Here is a 19175-nt window from a genome sequence, read left to right as displayed (position 1 = left end):
TAAGGGATGATTATTCATCAACGACAAAATTATAGACAAAAAATAAGCGCCAACTGCGGTGACAGCTGGCGCTTCGGGGCTTACTGCAGACGAATCGCGCTGCCGGCATCAATGATCTTTAGCAGGCCCTCCGATGGGATTGGCAGGCTTTTCTTTTTCATCATCGCCCGAGCCGCCCTTAAGGTGGCTATTAAAGTCATTGTCGTCCCAATCGCGCGGCGGACGCACTTTGCGGCGAGCCATTAAGTCGTCAACTTGCTCTGCATCAATGGTTTCATACTCCATCAATGCGTCCTTCATGGCCTCCAGGATATCGCGATTTTCTTCCAGAATTTTAGTCGCGCGCGCGTAGCAACTATCGACAATATGACGCACCTCTTCGTCAATCATGCGCGAGGTGCCATCGGAATGCGCCGAGTGGTACATTCCCGGGTAGGCACCCTCTTCCTCGCCGTAATTAAGCGGCCCCAATTTCTCAGACAAGCCCCACTTGGTTACCATATTGCGCGCCAATTGCGTTGCGCGCTCGATGTCATTCGAGGCACCCGTAGTGACACCGTCAAAACCCAGTGTCATTTGCTCGGCAATGCGACCGCCAAACAAGGTGCACAACTGCGATTCCAGGGCGCGTTTGCTCAGGCTGTATTTGTCATCTTCAGGCAAAAACTGGGTAACGCCAAGTGCTCGACCGCGCGGGATAATGGTGACCTTGTGCACAGGGTCGTGTTCGGGCACCAGCCGGCCGATAATAGCGTGCCCCGCCTCGTGGTAGGCGGTGTTCTCTTTTTCTTTCTCGCTCATCACCATGGTCTTGCGCTCGGCGCCCATCATGATTTTATCGCGTGCTTTTTCAAACTCTTCCATAGTCACCAGGCGCTTGTTGGCACGGGCGGCAAACAGTGCGGCCTCGTTAACCAAATTGGCCAAATCCGCCCCGGAAAAGCCTGGGGTGCCGCGCGCGATAATAGACGCCTGCACCTTTTCATCCAGGGGCACCTTGCGCATGTGCACTTTCAGGATTTGCTCGCGGCCGCGAATATCGGGCAAGCCCACAAACACCTGGCGATCGAAACGTCCGGGACGCAGCAGCGCCTTGTCCAGTACATCGGGGCGGTTGGTGGCCGCGATGACAATAATGCCTTCGTTGCCCTCAAAGCCGTCCATTTCCACCAATAATTGGTTCAGGGTTTGCTCGCGCTCGTCGTGGCCACCGCCGTGACCGCCGCCACGGTGGCGACCCACCGCATCAATTTCATCGATAAAGATGATGCAAGGCGCCTGCTTTTTCGCCTGGTCAAACATGTCGCGCACCCGCGAGGCACCAACACCCACGAACATTTCAACGAAATCTGAGCCGGAAATGGAAAAGAAGGGTACCTTGGCTTCTCCAGCGATGGCCTTAGCCAGCAGGGTCTTACCGGTACCGGGCGGTCCCGCCATCAGCACGCCGCGCGGGATCTGACCGCCCAAACGCTGAAAACGCGAGGGGTCGCGCAGGAACTCAACCAGCTCTTGCACTTCTTCCTTGGCCTCATCTACCCCCGCCACATCGGCAAAGGTGGTTTTAATTTGATCTTCACCCAGCAGGCGCGCCTTGCTTTTGCCGAAGCTCATGGGGCCGCCCCGGCCACCGCCGCCGCCCTGCATCTGGCGCATGAAGAACATGAACACGGCAATAATGAGCAATATGGGGAAACTGGCAAAAAAGAGCTGCTGCCAGAAGCCGGCCTGTTCGGGCTTTTTGCCCACGACTTTTACGCCGTGATTGAGCAGGTCGTCCATTAGCTTCATATCAACCAGATTTGGACGGATCGTGACAAAGCGGGAGCCATCGGTCTGGCGCTCGCCTTCGATCATCAAGCCATCAATGCTGACTTCCTTTACCCTGTCGGCCTGCACTTCAAGCACAAACTCGGAATAGGGGATTTCTTCCTTGTTGGGGGAGGCATTAAAGTTCTGGAACACCGACAGCAATACCGCGGCGATAATCAGCCACAGAACTAAATTTTTTGCCATATCATTCAAAGGGTTACCCTCACATCTTAACGTCAGCAATTAACACTGGTTTACACCAGCAGCAGCGCGGCCAGCCAGTGCTTGCATCGCTCCACCTGAGAGCATGATACAGCTAAGCACCGGTGTAAATGCCGGATTTTCGTAGTCGCGACAATTGCCCTTGATCCATCGACCAATCTGCAGCACGCGCTCAGTCACTTAATAGTGGGGCCCAAGCGCCAAATTGCAAGCTCAAGCCCCTATTTTCGAACCCCCACTGGGACAGACCTGCACGGCGGCGCCAGATATGGGTAAATCATCGGCAAAGCAGGCCTCAGCGCGCACTTTAGGCTACAATGCGCGCATTCTGGAGTGCCCGATGGCGCTTCAGCGATCTAATGCCCGTTATTCAGTCAGTTCAGGATTTTTTATGCCAGTCAGTGCAGAGCGCAGAAAACAGTTTCGTCAAATTGGTCACAACCTAAAGCCCGTGGTTATGGTTGCAGAAAAGGGGCTTTCCGAAGGTGTGCTCGAGGAAGTGAACCGCGCGCTAGAAGATCACGAATTGATCAAGGTAAAGATTGCCATCAATGACCGCGAATCGCGCAAACGCGCTATTGAAACTCTGTGCCAGAAAACCCGCGCCGAGGTCATTCAAGAAATTGGCAAAATTGCCCTGATCTTTCGCGCTGCCCGCGAACCCAATCCAAAACTGTCTAATATTGCCGGTTAATATTCGGGGCTACTGCCCGCTCGGGCACCGATTCAAAGCAGGCTAACACGCAGCCTGCCCCAGCTACCGGTTTATCTCGCCGCCATACAGCTGACAACCCTGCTCGTCTCGCTGAGCCATGCAGGGTGCCAGTCAACCTGCATCGACTTAGCGGTGGTAAACCGCGTCTATTTCGTACTCCACTTCACCCGCCGGTGTGCGCACTACAACGATATCACCCACTTCTTTGCCCACCAGTGCCCGTGCGATAGGCGACGTCACCGAAATCATGTTGGCTTTCACATCGGCCTCGTCTTCACCCACTATCTTGTAGGTTTGAATGGCGTCGGTTTCCAGGTTCATGATATCCACGGTGGCACCGAAGATCACTTTGTCACCTTCGGGAATTTTGCTGATATCGATAATTTGCGCATTGCTCAGCTTGGCTTCAATTTCCTGAATGCGACCTTCGCAAAAGCCCTGCTGTTCGCGAGCTGCGTGATACTCGGCATTTTCTTTCAAATCGCCGTGTTCACGCGCCTCCGCGATGGCGGCCACAATGCGTGGACGCTCAACTTTTTTCAGATTTTCCAGCTCCAGGCGCAGCTTCTCCGCACCGGCCACTGTCATGGGGTATTTGGTCATGCATGAATCCTCTTATGCAAATCTTGCAGGCGGCGCACGTTGGTTTTCAAACCAAATCGCAGGGCCACACACAGCGCTTCTGCCGCCGCCAGGGTAGTTGTGTAATACACCCGATGTCCCTCTGCACCACGGCGGATGGAAGCAGAATCTTTGATTGCCTGCTTACCTTCGGTGGTATTAATGATGAGATCTATTTCATCATTTTTAATCATATCCACAATGTGCGGCCGACCTTCGGTGACCTTATTGACGATTTGAACCGGTACTCCCGCAGCGGCAATCACCGCCGCTGTGCCGCGCGTGGCAACTAATTCAAAGCCCAAGTCTGCCAATTCTTTGGCCACAGTCAGCATGCCGTCCTTATCGAAGTCGCGCACGGAGATAAACGCGCGGCCCTTGGTGGGCAAGACATCGCCAGCGCCCAGCTGCGCTTTGGCAAAGGCTTCCGCGAAGGTATCGCCCACGCCCATCACCTCACCTGTTGAACGCATTTCCGGGCCGAGAATGGGGTCCACCGTGGGGAACTTGTTAAACGGGAAAACCGCTTCTTTAACGCTGTAGTAAGTCGGCACGATTTCCTGCGTAAACCCCTGATCGGCCAGGCTGCGGCCGGCCTGGCAGCGAGCCGCCACTTTGGCCAGCGACACACCGATGCACTTGGACACAAAGGGCACCGTGCGCGAGGCGCGCGGATTCACTTCAATGACGTACACCTCGCCGTCCTGATAGGCCAACTGGACGTTCATCAAACCTACAACGCCTAGCTCCAAAGCCATTTTGCGCACTTGCTCGCGCATTTCGTCCTGCACATCTTTAGCCAACGAGTAAGGCGGCAGCGAACAAGCGGAGTCGCCCGAGTGCACGCCGCACTGCTCAATGTGCTGCATGATGGCGCCAATCACCACATCCTTGCCGTCGGACACGGCATCGATATCCACCTCAATGGCATTGTTTAAGAAGTGATCCAACAATACCGGTGCATCGTCGGAAGCCTGAACGGCCTCGCGCATGTACTGCTTGAGCTCCGATTCGTTGTATACAATTTCCATGGCGCGGCCGCCCAGCACATAGCTTGGACGCACAACCAAGGGGTAGCCCACCGCTTCGGCCGCGCGCAGCGCCTCTTCCGTTGAACGCACAATGGCGTTTGAAGGCTGTTTCAGGCCTAGACGAATCACCATTTGCTGAAAGCGCTCGCGGTCTTCGGCGCGGTCGATAGCCTCGGGTGGCGTACCAATGATAGGGACGCCAGCTTCCTCAAGCGCGCGCGCCAATTTCAGCGGCGTTTGGCCACCGAATTGCACAATAACGCCCTTGGGTTTTTCCAGCGCGACAATTTCCAACACATCCTCAAGAGTCACCGGCTCAAAGAACAAGCGGTCGCTGGTGTCAAAATCGGTGGACACAGTTTCGGGGTTGCAGTTCACCATAATGGTTTCGAAACCGTCTTCGCGCATGGCCAGCGCCGCATGCACACAGCAATAGTCAAACTCAATACCTTGGCCGATACGGTTGGGGCCGCCGCCGAGCACCAGAATCTTGTCGCGCTCGGAGGGGTTGGCTTCGCACTCCTCCTCGTAGGTGGAGTACATGTAGGCCGTTTCGGTGGAAAATTCTGCCGCGCAGGTATCCACGCGCTTATAGACGGGGCGAATATTCAGGCTGTGGCGATGTTTGCGGAAAGTTTTCTCGCTAACACCTAACAGGCTGGCCAGACGCTTGTCGGAGAACCCCTTGCGCTTTAGGGCGAACATTTTGTCGGCGTCAATTGACGACAGCGCCATGGATTCCAATTCTTTTTCAGTGCGTACTATGTCTTCAATTTGCACCAAAAACCACGGATCGATAAACGAGGCATCAAACACTTCGTCTACACTCATGCCGGCGCGGAAGGCGTCGGCGACATACCAAATGCGCTTGGCGCCCGGCGTAGTCAAATCGCGACGGATGTGCGTCAGCGCATCGGCCTCGGTCAAATCCACAATGGGTTCAAAGCCGGCCGAGCCCACTTCCAAACCGCGCAACGCTTTTTGCACCGATTCTTGGAAAGTGCGACCAATGGCCATGACCTCACCCACCGATTTCATTTGGGTGGTCAGGCGCGCGTCGGCGTCGCCAAACTTTTCAAAGGTAAAGCGCGGCACTTTGGTTACTACGTAATCGATAGAAGGCTCAAATGAAGCCGGCGTTGCGCCGCCGGTGATTTCATTTTTAAGTTCGTCCAACGTGTAGCCCACTGCCAATTTGGCAGCAATTTTTGCAATGGGGAAACCCGTAGCCTTGGAGGCCAGCGCCGACGAACGCGAGACTCGCGGATTCATTTCGATCACCACCAAGCGACCGGTTTTCGGGTCTACCGCAAATTGCACGTTCGAGCCACCGGTTTCCACGCCAATTTCACGCAGCACGGCCACCGAGGCGTTTCGCATGATTTGGTATTCTTTGTCGGTCAGCGTTTGTGCAGGCGCCACAGTGATGGAGTCACCGGTGTGTACACCCATGGGGTCAAAGTTTTCGATGGAACACACAATAATGCAATTGTCATTTTTGTCGCGCACCACCTCCATTTCGTACTCTTTCCAGCCGATGAGCGATTCATCGATGAGCAGTTCGTTAGTGGGCGAGAGATCCAAGCCCCGGGCGCAAATTTCTTCAAATTCTTCCCAGTTGTACGCGATGCCGCCACCGGAACCGCCCATGGTAAACGAAGGCCGAATAATGCAGGGAAAGCCAAATTCCTTGGGAACTTCTTTCGCCTCTTCCATGGTGTGAACAATTTTCGCCCGCGCGCATTCCAGGCCAATTTTCTTCATGGCCTGGTCAAACAGTTCGCGATCTTCGGCTTTATTGATGGCCTCTTCGTTGGCACCAATCAATTCAACATTATACTTTTCCAGCACGCCGTGCTTGTGCAGTGCCAACGCGCAGTTGAGCGCCGTTTGCCCGCCCATAGTAGGCAGCACGGCATCGGGCCGTTCTTTTTCGATGATGGCGGCAACCGGTTGCCCTTCGATGGGCTCACTGTAGGTTGCATCTGCCATGGCCGGCTCGGTCATGATTGTGGCCGGATTGGAGTTCACCAGAATTACCCGGTAACCCTCTTCGCGCAGCGCCTTACAAGCCTGCGCGCCCGAGTAGTCAAATTCACAGGCCTGACCAATTACGATAGGTCCGGCGCCGAGGATCAGGATACTTTTAATGTCAGTTCTTTTTGGCATTGCTGTTGGGCCTGAAGCTTAAAGGTAAAAAAATGGAACAAAGGCGCGCTAGCGGCGCGCCTTCATTAATTCAATAAAGTGGTCAAACAGGGGCGCCGCGTCGTGGGGACCGGGACTGGCCTCTGGGTGCCCCTGAAAACTGAAGGCGGGCTTGTCGGTGCGGTGAATCCCCTGCAAAGAGCCGTCGAATAGGCTCTTGTGCGTGGCGCGCAGGTTGTCGGGCAGCGTTGCCTCGTCCACGGCAAAACCATGGTTCTGCGCGGTAATGAGCACCTTGCCGCTCTCCAGATCCTGAACCGGGTGGTTGCCGCCGTGGTGACCGAACTTCATTTTCACGGTTTTAGCACCACTGGCCAGCGCCAGCAGCTGGTGCCCGAGACATATGCCAAATACGGGAATATCCGTTGCGAGCAGCGCCTGAATGGCCTCAATGGCGTAGTCGCAAGGCTCCGGATCACCGGGACCGTTCGACAGAAATACGCCATCCGGGTTCAGGGCTAATACGTCGGCGGCGGGGGTTTGCGCGGGCACTACGGTCAAATCACAACCGCGGTCCACCAGCATGCGCAGGATATTGCGCTTGACGCCGTAATCGTAGGCCACCACCTTATATGGTTTGTCCACTGGAGCGGTAAAACCCTGCCCAAGTGCCCAGGAGCCCTCGCTCCAGGGGTAGGCCGCAGCGGCAGTCACTGCCTTTGCCAGGTCCATGCCTTTGAGGCCGCCAAAGGCCTTCGCCTGAGCCAGGGCGGCCGCCTCGTCCAGCGCTTCGCCCACCGCTTCTGCGGCCACGATGCAGCCGGACTGGGCGCCCTTGTCGCGCAAGATCCGCGTGAGCCGGCGGGTATCGATATCGGCGATGCCCACCACATTGCGCTCAGCCAGGTAGTCCTGCAGGCTCTGCTGATTGCGGAAGTTGCTGGCCAGCAGTGGCAAATCCCGAATCACCAAACCGGCGGCCCACACGCGGTCGCACTCGGCGTCTTCGTCGTTAGTACCGGTATTACCGATATGAGGGTAGGTCAGCGTGACGATTTGTCGCGCGTAGGACGGATCGGTGAGGATTTCCTGGTAGCCGGTCATGGCGGTATTGAACACCACCTCACCAGCGGAAGCACCGGAGGCACCTATGGCGGTTCCTCTGAAAATACTGCCGTCTTCAAGAATGAGTATGGCGGGGCGTGGGGCACCAGTAGACAAGTCGACCTCCTAGGCATTGGCTGGCATTCTGACTTTTTTCAGGCTGAGCAAAACAACCGTGCTTTTCAGCACGTTGTGCGACGTTCGCATCATTTTCCGTGTTTGGAGTGCACCGCAGGTTGTAAAAAAGCGAGATGAAACGCAGGCTTCATCTCGCTTTTTCATCGTTCTGTGTCGATATTTCCCCTGCGGTCGAAAGGCGATTTTGCCCTGCTCTGACCGTTAGCAACTTAACCGCGCATTTTACGGAAAGCGCATCTTGCTGTCCACGCGCAATTTACACCAATTTCCGCAAGGGCCGATCTTTAAACCTTAAACTGCTTCACAATATTGGCCATGCTAGCCGCCATTTCTGCCAATCGTGCTGTACTGGCGGCAATTTCGATAGAGCCCTCTGAGGCCTGGCGCGCCACGCCGGCAATATTTTCCATATTGCGCTCCATTTCGCGCGTAGCCGCCGATTGCTCTTCGGTGGCGCTGGCGATTTGATTGGTTTTGTCTTTGATCGACCCCACACCGGCGGTAATGGCATCCAATGCACGGCTGGCCTCCTCGGCCTGAGTCACCGACTCGCCGGCCTGCCCGGTACCTTTGTCCATCATTTGCACGGCTTCGCGAGCACCGGCCTGTAAGCGCTCGATCATGACTTGAATTTCTTGAGTCGAGGTTTGGGTGCGCGACGCCAAGGTACGCACTTCGTCGGCCACCACCGCAAAGCCTCGGCCCTGCTCGCCGGCGCGCGCCGCCTCAATGGCAGCATTCAGGGCCAAGAGGTTGGTTTGCTCGGCAATGCCGCGAATCACATCCAGCACACTGCCGATGCTATCGGTCTCGGAACGCAGTTTATCGATAACCTCTGCAGCAGCGTTGATATCCTTGGCCAGCCCTTCGATTTTGGTCACCGTGGAGGACACCACGCCCTTGCCGCTATTGGCCTGGCGATCAGCCTCTTCGGCATTGGCGGCGGCCTGCGACACATTGCTCGACACATCGCCCACCACGGCAGCCATTTCGCGCACAGCGGTCACCACCTGTTGAATTTCCGTTTGCTGGCGTACGACGCCCCGCTCGGTTTCTTTAGCGGTGCCCGACAGGGTATTGGCCTGCTCATTGAGCCCCGACGCCGTCACCGAGAAGTCGGCGATGATGCCGTGCACCTTGTCCACGAAGGTATTAAAGGCGGTGGACAGGCGACCCACTTCGTCGTCGGAATTAACCGGTAACCGGCGGGTCAAGTCACCACCGCCGCCGGCAATATCTTCCAGTGCTTCGGCCACCGAGTTGATGGGCCCGACAATACCCGCCTGCAGCACGAAAGATATTACTGCCGACAGAATGCCGATAATCACCACCGTACTGACCGCCCCCCAGATGGCGGCCGCGATCGCCTTGTTCAGCTCCTCTAAGCTGGCAGATAGGTAGATAGTGCCCACTTTACTGCCATCTGCCACGATCGATGCCATGACGTCTACACGATCGTCGTGTACCGAAATACCTAAGCTGCCCGGCGAGCGGGGGGCAATTGAAGGCGGATTGTCGGCGCCCTTCACCCCGCGCTCATACCAAACAAAAGGCTTGCCATTTTCGCCATAGATAACGGCAGCCAGCACGCGCCCCTGCTGCTGCAAACTGCCCAAAATGTCCCGCGCCGACGCGCTGTCGCCAAAGGCAATGGCACCCACAGTGGCGTTGCCGATAATTTCGGCAAGGTCTTGGGTGTCGGACTGAATGGTAGCCTCCACCCTCTGCACTTCGGCCCGCACAGCCAGGGTGCTGGAGAGAATTACGGCCAGCAGGCTGGTTACGGTAATCCCCAAAAACACCTTCCATTTCAAAGACATACTGAACATATTCATCAATAGTGCACCTTACTGTTGCTCGCCATTTTCGCCAACCTACCGCGCCAAAGAGCGGCGTTCCGGCGATTGCCAATCTGAATATCCTTACGGGGATTTCAAACAGGTTATCGAACTTTCGATTTAAATCTTTAGCGACGATTGCACGCTGTGTATGCAAGCCACCCCCAAGCACATCGCCACAAGGCGCACCTAGCGCACAGCGCTGACGCGCCAAACTGACAGAGGGCTTTGGGTACTAATGAGCATAGTCACGGCTGGCAAAATAACCAAATGACAGGCAACAAGTAACGTAATGGGGAGAGGAATAGAAGAATAGAGGAGTAAGGAAGCTGCCGGCAAAGTGCCGGCGCCCCCTTAGCGTGCTCGAACCGGGGACTAACGCAACCCGAGCACGTCTTGCATGTCGTAGAGGCCGGTCTTGCGCGCGTCCATCCACTGGGCGGCGCGCACGGCACCGCGGGCAAAGGCCATGCGCGATGAGGCCTTGTGGGTAATTTCAATGCGCTCGCCGTCGGCCATAAACATCACCGTGTGGTCGCCCACTACATCGCCGCCGCGCACGGTGGCAAAGCCGATGGTATCTTTGGCCCGGGCGCCGGTCTGCCCTTCCCGTCCGTAGACGGCGACCTTGTCGAGCTCGCGGTTGAGACTACCGGCCAATACCTCGCCCATGCGCAACGCCGTGCCCGAAGGCGCATCCACCTTATGCCGGTGGTGGGCCTCGTAGACCTCTACATCGTAGTCGTCACCCAGGGTTTTGGCAGCCTCGGCCAGCAACTTGAAGCACAGGTTCACCCCCGTGGCATAGTTGGCCGACAGGCACAGCGCGGTGGCATCCTGCGCCTCCAATAATTGCGCCTTTTGCGCCTCGGTAAATCCGGTTGTGCCGATCACAATTTTCTTGTGGGCATCGGCACAAATAGCGACGTTTTCGAGCGTCGCTTTGGGCTGAGTGAAGTCGATAAGTACGTCGAAATCCTCCACCACTTCGTGCAGATCACCCGACAGCCGCACACCGTTTTTACCGATGCCCGCCAATTCACCGGCGTCGGCGCCCACCAGGCTTGAGCCTGCGCGCACCACAGCCGCCATCAACGCCACCCCTTCGGTATTGGCGATGGCCTCAATCAACATCTTACCCATGCGCCCGGCGGCGCCCGTTACCGCTAACTTGACGGTCATGCAGTATCCTTAATTTTCAGTCGGTACCGGGGCGCAGGGCGCCATCCGATCAAATTTTCATATCGCCGAAGAAGTTTTTCATACCTTCAAACCAGGTGGTCTGACGGGGCGAGTGTTTGCTGCTGCCCATGGTTTCCTGGAAGTCGCGCAGCATTTGCTTTTGCTTATTCGACAGGTTAACCGGTGTTTCCACCACCACACGACACATTAAATCGCCCGCACTGCCACCGCGCACGGGCACCACGCCTTTACCGCGCAAGCGAAACATCTTGCCGGTTTGGGTTTCTGGCGGCACTTTCAATTTCACCCGCCCCTCCAGTGTGGGCACTTCCAGCTCACCACCCAGTACCGCATCCACAAAGCTGATGGGCACTTCGCAGTAGAGGTTGCGGCCGTCGCGCTCAAAGATGGCGTGTTCGCGCACATTGACCTGCACGTACAAATCACCGGGCGGGCCGCCGGCCTCACCGGCTTCACCCTCGCCCGACAGGCGAATACGATCGCCCGTATCCACACCCGGCGGCACTTTAACCGACAGGGTGCGCGTTTCTTCCTTGCGCCCTTGTCCGTGACAGCTGGGGCAGGGATCGGTAATCAAGGTGCCGCGCCCGCGGCAATTGGGGCAAGTTTGCTGAACCGAGAAAAAGCCCTGCTGCATGCGCACTTGACCCACGCCACCGCAGGTAGTGCAGGTGCTGGCCTTAGTGCCTTTTTTCGCACCCGAGCCGTCGCAGGGCTCGCAAGCCACCAGCGTTGGCACTTTGATCTTCACCGTGGTGCCTTTAACCGCGGCTTCCAGATCCAAGTCCAGTGTGTAGCGCAAATCCGAACCACGCGATGGCCCGCCGCGACCACGGCCTCCGCCACCACCGAAAATGTCGCCAAACACGTCGCCAAAAATATCGGAAAAGTTGCCAAAGCCCTGGCCGCCACCGCCGCCGGCCATACCTTCTACACCGCGGTGACCATACTGGTCGTAGGCGGCGCGCTTTTGGCTATCGGACAAGACTTCATAGGCCTCGCTGGCCTCTTTGAACTTATCTTCGGCACTTTTGTCGTCCGGGTTACGGTCGGGGTGGTACTTCATGGCGATGCGACGGTAAGCTTTTTTCAGCTCCTTTTCATCGACGCCGCGCTCGACACCCAGCACTTCGTAGTAATCGCGTTTAGACATAGGCTTGGTAACTTGTTGTGGCACCCGCGCTACCCACGCGAGTACAGGTTAATGCAACTCGGTTAAAACAATGGCGCGACTCATGACAAGCCGCGCCTTGTTTGCAATCAGTGTATTTCCAGGGCGGACAACCGAGGCCCGCCCGCAGAATTACTTCTGATCGTCTTTGACCTCTTCAAACTCAGCGTCTACCACGCCGTCGTCGGCTTTGGCTTTAGTGTCGGCCTTGTCTGCACCGCCTGTGGCCTGCTGGGCCTGGGCCTGCTCGGCGTACATTTTCTGCGCCAGCGGGCCAGAGGCTTCGGTCAACTTCTGTGTGGCAGCGTCCATCGCAGCCTTGTCGTCGCCCTTCACCGCCGCTTCTGCGTCTTTCAGTGCCGCCTCGATAGCTGCCTTCTCTTCGTCGCTCGCTTTATCACCGGCTTCTGTCAGCGTTTTCTTGGTGGCAGAGATCAGACCGTCCAAGGTGTTGCGCGCGGTAACCACTTCCTCGAACTTCTTATCGGCTTCGGCATTGGCCTCGGCATCGCGTACCATTTTTTCAATTTCTTCATCCGACAAACCGGAGGAGGCCTTGATCACGATGGACTGCTCTTTACCGGTAGCCTTGTCTTTCGCGCTCACGTTTAAAATACCGTTGGCATCGATGTCGAAGGTCACTTCAATTTGCGGCATGCCGCGCGGTGCAGGTGGAATGTCCGCCAGATCAAAACGACCGAGCGACTTGTTCTGCGCGGCTTGCTTGCGCTCGCCCTGTACCACGTGAATGGTTACCGCAGTTTGGTTGTCTTCTGCCGTTGAGAACACCTGCGACTTTTTGGTCGGGATGGTGGTGTTCTTTTCAATCAGTGGTGTAGCCACACCGCCCATGGTTTCAATACCCAGGGTCAGGGGCGACACGTCCAGCAGCAGTACGTCTTTCACGTCGCCAGACAGCACCGCACCTTGAATAGCCGCACCGATCGCAACCGCTTCGTCGGGGTTAACGTCTTTGCGCGGCTCTTTGCCGAAGAAGTCTGTTACGTACTTCTGCACCAGTGGCATACGGGTTTGACCGCCCACGAGAATCACGTCGTTGATGTCGCCCACAGACAAGTCGGCGTCGGCCAGGGCTTGCTTAACGGGTTCCATTGAACGCTTCACCAGTTCCTCGACCAGCGATTCCAGCTTGGAGCGCGTCAACTTCACAACCAGGTGCTTGGGGCCCGTGGCGTCTGCGGTGATGTAGGGCAGGTTCACTTCGGTTTGCTGGCTCGAGGACAGCTCGATCTTGGCTTTTTCAGCGGCTTCTTTCAGACGCTGCAGGGCCAGTGGATCGCTGTGCAGGTCGATACCGTTGGTCTTTTTGAACTCGTCTGCCAAGTATTCAATCAAGCGCAGGTCGAAGTCCTCACCACCCAGGAAGGTGTCGCCATTGGTGGCCAACACTTCAAACTGGTGCTCGCCGTCTACGTCGGCAATTTCAATGATGGAGATATCGAAGGTACCGCCACCCAAGTCGTAAACCGCAATGGTGCGATCGCCTTTCACCTTGTCCATGCCGTAGGCCAGGGCCGCGGCAGTGGGTTCGTTGATGATGCGCTTCACTTCCAGACCGGCGATCTTACCGGCGTCTTTAGTGGCCTGACGCTGAGAATCGTTGAAATAGGCAGGTACGGTAATAACCGCTTCCGTAACTGTCTCGCCCAAGTAGTCTTCGGCGGTCTTTTTCATTTTCTTCAGCACTTCGGCAGAAATCTGTGGCGGCGCTTTGCGGTCGCCCTTCACTTCTACCCAGGCATCGCCATTGTCGGCGCCTACAATTTTGTAGGGCACCATTTTGATGTCTTTTTGCACCACGTCGTCGGTGAACTTGCGACCGATCAGACGCTTAACGGCAAACAGGGTGTTGTGGGGATTGGTGACAGCCTGGCGCTTGGCGCTCTGGCCCACCAGTACCTCACCGTCATCGGTAAAGGCTACGATGGACGGCGTGGTGCGATCACCTTCGGCGTTCTCAATAACACGCGTTTTGTCGCCTTCAAGCACAGACACACAGGAGTTGGTCGTGCCCAGGTCGATACCGATGATTTTACCCATGAAAATTCTCCAGTTACTTAATCGTAAAATACTTTAACGTCTTGCCAGCGCCCGCTTATCGGACTAACTGCTGGCGATTCACTTGCTGTCGGGGTTAGCGGCGAAGGCCGCTGGGCCGGCGCCGTCTACTTGCTGTCTATATTGGCGCGGTTGGCGATTTTTCAACCCCGCCAGGCATCTTTTGCGTCTTATTCAGGCGCCTTTGCCACCACCACCATGGCCGGACGCACCAGGCGACCGTGCAGGGTATAACCCTTTTGAAATACATCCAGCACAGTGTTGGGCTCCACATCGGGGTTGGGCACCATGGTCATGGCCTGGTGAAATTGCGGATCAAAGGGTTCGCCCTTGGGGTCTATCTGGGCCACCTGGTGGCGCTTAAGGCCGTCAATCAGCGATTTAAGGGTCAACTCCAACCCTTCGGTTACCGCCTTGAACTGCTCGTCGGCACCCTCCACAGAAGCCAGTGCGCGCTCCAGGTTATCGGCCACCACCAGCATGTCGGAGACGATTTTTTCCTGACCAAATTTATGGGCTTTTTCCACATCTTGCTCGGCCCTGCGGCGAATGTTCTGCGCCTCGGCGGCGGCGCGCAGCGCATTGTCCTTGGCTTGCTGCAACTCTTCCTGCAGTCGCGCCACTTCGGCTTCCAAACCGCCGGACTCAGCTTCAGGCTGTGGCGCCTGTGCGTCGGCCTGCTGCTCTGCAGCGGGCGCTGCATCCTCTACCTGGGGATTCTCTTGTTCTGTGGTCACAGTTTTTGCTCCATCTACGATCGTGGCGGGCCGAGCCCGCCGGCCAGAAATACACTGCAGCCTATATGGGGCCTGTGGGCGCACATTCAAGGGAATTTTCTCAAGGGGATTGCACAGCGATCATTTTACTGTATAAATACACAGCAATAACTCAGGAGCCCCAGCCATGCTCACACACCTCAGCATTCACAATTTCACCTTGGTTGAACACTTGGAACTCGAGCTGCACCAGGGTTTAACCGCCCTGACCGGGGAAACCGGAGCGGGGAAATCACTGCTGCTCGACGCTCTGGGCATGGCCCTGGGCGACAAGGCCGACGCCGACAAGGTGCGCGCCGGAGCCGAGCGCGCCGACATCACCGCCACCTTTGATCTCAGCCAACTCGCCAAGGCCCGCAAGTGGTTGCAGGCACAAGAGCTCGACGCCGATAGTGAATGCTTACTTAGGCGCACTATCAGCGCTGACGGGCGATCGCGCGCATATATCAACGGCCAGTCCGCCACCTTGACTCAGCTGCGCAGTCTGGGCGAGCTGCTTATCGACATCCACAGCCAGCACGCGCATCAGCGCCTGTTGAAAAAAGACCACCAGCGGGCACTTCTGGATATGTATGGCGGCCACACCAGTTTGTACCAGGCGGTTAAACACGCCTGGCGCCACTGGCAGACACTGGCGACCCAACTGCACAACCGCCAACAAAACGATGCCGAAATCAGCGCTCGCACCCAGTTGCTGCGCTACCAAGTAGAAGAACTCGACCAGCTGGACCTGCAACCCCAAGAACTCGACAGCCTCGAAGCCGAGCATCGTCAACAGGCCAATGCCGAATCGGTACTGGCCGCCAGCCAACAGCTGGCCAGCCTGTGCAGCGACGATGAGCAGGGCCTGCTGGAGGGGCTTCACAAGGGCTTACACCTATTGCGCAGCCTATCCGACAAATCGGAACAACTGCAGGAGGCGGAGCAACTGCTGGTCAATGCGCAAATTCACATTGAGGAGGCGGCCCACGCCATAGACCGACACCTCGACGCCTTTGATGCCGACCCGGAGCGACTGCTGTGGCTAGAGCAACGGCTCGACGCTATCTATCAAGTCGCCCGCAAGCACCGCATTAGCCCGCAAGCCCTGGGCAATTTACATCAGACTCTGGCGCAGGAGCTGGCGGAGCTTGAAGGCAGCGATGTGGATTTGGATCAGCTGGCCAAGCTGACCCAAGAAGCCGAAGCCGAATACCGCAAATTGGCCCTGGAACTGGGTCAGCAGCGACGCCAAGCAGCGTTACACCTGGGCAAGGCCGTGAATCGTCAGCTGCAGCAATTGGCCATGGCCAACGCCTCGCTAGAAATCGCCATTACCGAGTCGACCCCCTCGGCCACGGGTCTCGAAGAAATAGAACTGCTGGTCAGCACCAACCCAGGCCAGCCGCACCGCAGCCTGGGCAAAGTAGCCTCGGGCGGCGAGCTGTCGCGCATCAGCCTGGCTATTCAAGTGTGCCTTGCCAGCAAATCCACCATTCCCACGTTGATCTTTGACGAGGTAGACGTGGGCATCGGCGGCGCCACCGCCGATATCGTGGGTCGGCTATTGCGTCAGCTGGGGCAGTCGGGCCAGGTATTGTGTGTGACGCACTTAGCACAGGTGGCCAGCAAGGGACACCAACACCTGCAGGTGCGCAAGGCGACCCGCAAAGGCGGCAGCCAATCGACATTGGTGGCGCTGGAAGGCGAAGCAAAAATAGAAGAAATTGCCCGTATGCTGGGGGGTGTCGAGCTCACCGAGCAATCGCGCGCGCACGCACGGGAAATGCTCTCTATGGCTAATTGATCGGCCGTCGCCAAGCACTGGCGCGGCGATTGAAAGGCCCGCGCTCAGTGCCCGCACAAGCCAGGCCAGCCGCTTAGGCTTTTTTAGGCTTTACGTAGAGCACTAGGTTGTGGTCGGTTAACTCATAGCCATGCTCATCGGCGATCTTTTCCTGCAACGCCTCAATTTCACTGTTGTGAAACTCAATGACTTTACCGGTTTCCGTACACACCATGTGATCGTGGTGCTCGCCGCGATCGATTTCAAACACCGAGTGACCGCCATCAAAGTTGTGCCGCGTCACCAAGCCCGCCGTTTCAAATTGCGTCAAAACGCGGTAAACCGTGGCCAGACCTACGTCTTCGCCCTGGTCTAATAACGCCTTGTAGACCTCTTCCGCAGAGTAGTGGTGGGTGCCATCCGACTCCAAGATCTGCAAAATTTTAACGCGCGGCAAAGTGACCTTTAGGCCGGCCTTGCGAAGTTCCTGATTTTCCGAAGTCATCTAGCATCCTCTATGCAGTATCTGGCGAGTCCGGTATTATCCCCGTTCGCTCAAGTTTGTGGAACCCCTAGAATGCTGTCCCTGTTTCGCGCCCCGTTCGCGCCCGCCGTAACCCTGAAAGCCGCACTGCTCGCCAGCCTTGTCCTGTTAGGAGGCTGCAGTTACTTCCAGTTTCCCGGTGTCTATCGCATCTACGTTCAGCAGGGCAACATCGTGACCGAAGAGATGGTTACCCAACTTGAAGCTGGCATGACGCGCCGCCAGGTGCGCTTTGTGCTCGGCACTCCCCTCGTGGAGGATACCTTTCACGCCGACCGCTGGGACTACATCTGGACCTTAAAAGACCCGAAGGGCGACACCAAGAAACAACTCTTTACCGTCTATTTTGAGGGCGATGCCCTGGCTCGCTTTGAAGGCGACTACAAAAAGGGCCCGGTACAAGAGGAAAAGGACGTTCCAGAAGCCAAGCCCATTTAAGGGCCAGCCGCTAGGCCTTGGCCTTTTCTGCGCGTCGCCGCCGGGCGTCTTTTGGATCGGAAATCAATGGCCGATAGATCTCGACGCGATCGCCCTCCTGCAGCTCGTGCTCGCGCGCAGGCTTCAATCCCTTGGTACCGAGCGCTTGGCCAAAAATGCCCATTTTGGCGGTCTCGATATCTAAATCCTTAAAATAATCCGCAATCTTAGAGCGCACCACAGCCTGATAGGCGGTGGTGCCAGGCTCCACCAGTAGAGCGATTATTTTTTGCTGGGTGGGCAGTGCGTAGGCCACCTCGACCCGAATTAAATCACGATCCGGCATATCTGCCCTCTGATTACTTAGCTGTACCGTACAGTTGTTCGGCCCGCCGGCACAGGCATTCCACCTGCTGCGACGCCACCGATTCAAACAATTTACCCGCCGCCATTGCCAGCAAGCTGCTGCTAAGCGTAAAGCGAAGGTGAAAGGTCACTTTGCAGCCCAAATCCCCCAGAGGGGCAAATTGCCAGCGGCCGGCAAACTCGCGAAACGGCCCCTCCACCAGTGTCATCACCATTGCTGTGGGTGGGGTTAGCGCATTGCTCGTCACAAAACTTTGCTCGATGCCCGCCCTGCCCAAGGTCAGTCGAGCGGTAAGCTGATCGGGCGTCTGAGCAAGTATCTGTGCACCGGTACAACCCGGCATAAATTCGGGGTAACGGGCCACATCGTTTACCAGCGTAAACATTTGCTCGCAGGAAAATCTAACCAGCGCAGTGCGCTCCAACTCTGCCATGTCGGCTCTATATTGTCATCGGGGCCGGCATTTTAGCCATTGCAGCTGTGTCTAGCCAGTGCCGACTTGCGGCAAAGGCTGATAAGATCGTCTCATCCGAGTGCCGGTACAATAACCTGGCACCATCTGAGAAACGAAAAATAATAGAAGAAGTGAGTAGTATGGCTGCATCCAGAGAGCAATTCGGTTCCCGACTGGGGTTTATTCTTGCCGCTGCGGGCTCCGCAGTGGGTATAGGCAATCTGGTGGGCTTCCCCGTCAATGCCGCAAAAAATGGCGGCGGTGCCTTTCTATTAATGTATGCAATTTTCGTCTTTGTCATCTGTCTGCCCGTCATGATGGCCGAACTGGCCACAGGCCGACACTCGGCCAAGGGGCCGCTGGGCGCCTACGCGAGCCTGACCCAGGGTAACCGCTGGTGGAGTATTGCCGGCTGGCTGTCCACTATTACTCCCTTTATGATCGCGGTCTTCTACACCGTCATCACCGTGTGGTTATTTGAATACCTTTTTAGCGCAGTCACCGGCAATCTGGACCTGCTGGCAAAGCCCGAAACTTTTGGGGCTTTTATCACCGGCGGCGATGTATTTATCCACTTGGCCATTGTGGTGGCCATCGTCAACCTGATCTTAGTGGGCGGTGTGAAAGAGGGCATTGAGCGCAGTGCCAAGATCCTGATGCCTACGCTCTTTGTCATGCTGATTGGCATGGTAATCTTCGTGTTGACCCGCGATAACGCGATGACCGGGCTTAAGTTCTACCTGATTCCGGACTTCAGTAAAATCACCGGC

At 56.6% G+C, this 19175-nt stretch carries 16 protein-coding genes; 4 read left to right on the top strand and 12 right to left on the bottom strand.

What is annotated here, in order from left to right; genetic code table 11:
- Nucleotides 1-108 precede the first annotated feature (108 nt).
- Complete coding sequence (gene ftsH, locus ACW8F6_RS18200) at nt 109-2016, bottom strand: ATP-dependent zinc metalloprotease FtsH (RefSeq protein ID WP_491577326.1); 1908 nt, start codon at nt 2014-2016, stop codon at nt 109-111.
- 409 nt (nt 2017-2425) lie between these two features.
- Here ftsH and yhbY point away from each other — a divergent pair, with 409 nt between their 5' ends.
- Nucleotides 2426-2728: a ribosome assembly RNA-binding protein YhbY gene (gene yhbY, locus ACW8F6_RS18195; RefSeq protein ID WP_491577314.1), complete on the top strand. Its 303-nt coding sequence runs from the start codon at nt 2426-2428 to the stop codon at nt 2726-2728.
- Nucleotides 2729-2875: 147 nt separating this feature from the next.
- On the opposite strand, the gene greA is transcribed toward yhbY, so the two are convergent.
- The 8 genes from greA to grpE form a co-directional block, all read right to left on the bottom strand.
- The gene (gene greA, locus ACW8F6_RS18190; RefSeq protein ID WP_491577313.1) at nt 2876-3352 is read right to left on the bottom strand and encodes a transcription elongation factor GreA; all 477 of its coding nucleotides are present in this window, start codon (nt 3350-3352) and stop codon (nt 2876-2878) included.
- Nucleotides 3349-6570 (bottom strand): carbamoyl-phosphate synthase large subunit, encoded by a 3222-nt coding sequence (carB, locus tag ACW8F6_RS18185; RefSeq protein WP_491577312.1) that lies wholly within the window; start codon nt 6568-6570, stop codon nt 3349-3351. The genes greA and carB overlap by 4 nt, the downstream gene beginning before the upstream one ends.
- Nucleotides 6571-6618: 48 nt before the next feature.
- A complete protein-coding gene (gene carA / locus ACW8F6_RS18180; RefSeq protein ID WP_491577311.1) occupies nt 6619-7770 on the bottom strand; it encodes a glutamine-hydrolyzing carbamoyl-phosphate synthase small subunit in 1152 nt (383 codons plus the stop codon).
- 305 nt (nt 7771-8075) lie between these two features.
- Nucleotides 8076-9611, bottom strand: a complete 1536-nt coding sequence (locus ACW8F6_RS18175; RefSeq protein ID WP_491577310.1) for a methyl-accepting chemotaxis protein — start codon at nt 9609-9611, stop codon at nt 8076-8078.
- 393 nt (nt 9612-10004) lie between these two features.
- The gene (dapB, locus tag ACW8F6_RS18170) at nt 10005-10811 is read right to left on the bottom strand and encodes a 4-hydroxy-tetrahydrodipicolinate reductase (RefSeq protein WP_491577309.1); all 807 of its coding nucleotides are present in this window, start codon (nt 10809-10811) and stop codon (nt 10005-10007) included.
- 49 nt (nt 10812-10860) lie between these two features.
- Nucleotides 10861-11985, bottom strand: coding sequence for a molecular chaperone DnaJ (gene dnaJ, locus ACW8F6_RS18165; RefSeq protein ID WP_491577308.1), 1125 nt, complete (start codon nt 11983-11985; stop codon nt 10861-10863).
- 150 nt (nt 11986-12135) lie between these two features.
- Complete coding sequence (dnaK, locus tag ACW8F6_RS18160) at nt 12136-14064, bottom strand: molecular chaperone DnaK (RefSeq protein WP_491577307.1); 1929 nt, start codon at nt 14062-14064, stop codon at nt 12136-12138.
- A gap of 188 nt (nt 14065-14252) precedes the next feature.
- Nucleotides 14253-14819, bottom strand: a complete 567-nt coding sequence (gene grpE / locus ACW8F6_RS18155; RefSeq protein ID WP_491577306.1) for a nucleotide exchange factor GrpE — start codon at nt 14817-14819, stop codon at nt 14253-14255.
- Nucleotides 14820-14985: 166 nt separating this feature from the next.
- Between grpE and recN the strand changes: the two genes are divergently transcribed.
- Nucleotides 14986-16644: a DNA repair protein RecN gene (recN, locus tag ACW8F6_RS18150; protein ID WP_491577305.1), complete on the top strand. Its 1659-nt coding sequence runs from the start codon at nt 14986-14988 to the stop codon at nt 16642-16644.
- A 73-nt stretch (nt 16645-16717) separates the two neighbouring features.
- Here the strand turns inward: recN and fur are convergent, their stop codons facing one another.
- Entirely contained in the window at nt 16718-17128 is a 411-nt protein-coding gene (gene fur, locus ACW8F6_RS18145) for a ferric iron uptake transcriptional regulator (RefSeq protein ID WP_491577304.1), read from the bottom strand.
- Nucleotides 17129-17200: 72 nt separating this feature from the next.
- Between fur and ACW8F6_RS18140 the strand changes: the two genes are divergently transcribed.
- Nucleotides 17201-17605: an outer membrane protein assembly factor BamE gene (locus tag ACW8F6_RS18140; protein WP_491577303.1), complete on the top strand. Its 405-nt coding sequence runs from the start codon at nt 17201-17203 to the stop codon at nt 17603-17605.
- Nucleotides 17606-17615: 10 nt separating this feature from the next.
- Here the strand turns inward: ACW8F6_RS18140 and ACW8F6_RS18135 are convergent, their stop codons facing one another.
- Both ACW8F6_RS18135 and ACW8F6_RS18130 read right to left on the bottom strand, forming a co-directional pair.
- Nucleotides 17616-17930 carry an RnfH family protein gene (locus ACW8F6_RS18135; protein WP_491577302.1) on the bottom strand — a complete coding sequence of 105 codons (315 nt, stop codon included), beginning with the start codon at nt 17928-17930 and terminating at the stop codon, nt 17616-17618.
- A gap of 13 nt (nt 17931-17943) precedes the next feature.
- Nucleotides 17944-18384 carry a type II toxin-antitoxin system RatA family toxin gene (locus tag ACW8F6_RS18130; RefSeq protein ID WP_491577301.1) on the bottom strand — a complete coding sequence of 147 codons (441 nt, stop codon included), beginning with the start codon at nt 18382-18384 and terminating at the stop codon, nt 17944-17946.
- A gap of 161 nt (nt 18385-18545) precedes the next feature.
- Here ACW8F6_RS18130 and ACW8F6_RS18125 point away from each other — a divergent pair.
- A partial coding sequence (locus tag ACW8F6_RS18125) for a sodium-dependent transporter (protein ID WP_491577300.1) occupies nt 18546-19175 on the top strand: 630 nt, incomplete at its 3' end.

The sequence above is a fragment of the Simiduia sp. genome (assembly GCF_058345725.1).
This window is presented reverse-complemented; position numbering and strand designations above follow the sequence as displayed.

What these genes read in the sequence shown, in the direction of transcription:
- ftsH (WP_491577326.1), bottom strand. Translation starts at nt 2,016, where the DNA reads ATGGCAAAAAATTTAGTTCTGTGGCTGATTATCGCCGCGGTATTGCTG.
- yhbY (WP_491577314.1), top strand. Translation starts at nt 2,426, where the DNA reads ATGCCAGTCAGTGCAGAGCGCAGAAAACAGTTTCGTCAAATTGGTCAC.
- greA (WP_491577313.1), bottom strand. Translation starts at nt 3,352, where the DNA reads ATGACCAAATACCCCATGACAGTGGCCGGTGCGGAGAAGCTGCGCCTG.
- carB (WP_491577312.1), bottom strand. Translation starts at nt 6,570, where the DNA reads ATGCCAAAAAGAACTGACATTAAAAGTATCCTGATCCTCGGCGCCGGA.
- ACW8F6_RS18175 (WP_491577310.1), bottom strand. Translation starts at nt 9,611, where the DNA reads ATGTCTTTGAAATGGAAGGTGTTTTTGGGGATTACCGTAACCAGCCTG.
- dapB (WP_491577309.1), bottom strand. Translation starts at nt 10,811, where the DNA reads ATGACCGTCAAGTTAGCGGTAACGGGCGCCGCCGGGCGCATGGGTAAG.
- dnaJ (WP_491577308.1), bottom strand. Translation starts at nt 11,985, where the DNA reads ATGTCTAAACGCGATTACTACGAAGTGCTGGGTGTCGAGCGCGGCGTC.
- dnaK (WP_491577307.1), bottom strand. Translation starts at nt 14,064, where the DNA reads ATGGGTAAAATCATCGGTATCGACCTGGGCACGACCAACTCCTGTGTG.
- recN (WP_491577305.1), top strand. Translation starts at nt 14,986, where the DNA reads ATGCTCACACACCTCAGCATTCACAATTTCACCTTGGTTGAACACTTG.
- fur (WP_491577304.1), bottom strand. Translation starts at nt 17,128, where the DNA reads ATGACTTCGGAAAATCAGGAACTTCGCAAGGCCGGCCTAAAGGTCACT.
- ACW8F6_RS18140 (WP_491577303.1), top strand. Translation starts at nt 17,201, where the DNA reads ATGCTGTCCCTGTTTCGCGCCCCGTTCGCGCCCGCCGTAACCCTGAAA.
- ACW8F6_RS18135 (WP_491577302.1), bottom strand. Translation starts at nt 17,930, where the DNA reads ATGCCGGATCGTGATTTAATTCGGGTCGAGGTGGCCTACGCACTGCCC.
- ACW8F6_RS18130 (WP_491577301.1), bottom strand. Translation starts at nt 18,384, where the DNA reads ATGGCAGAGTTGGAGCGCACTGCGCTGGTTAGATTTTCCTGCGAGCAA.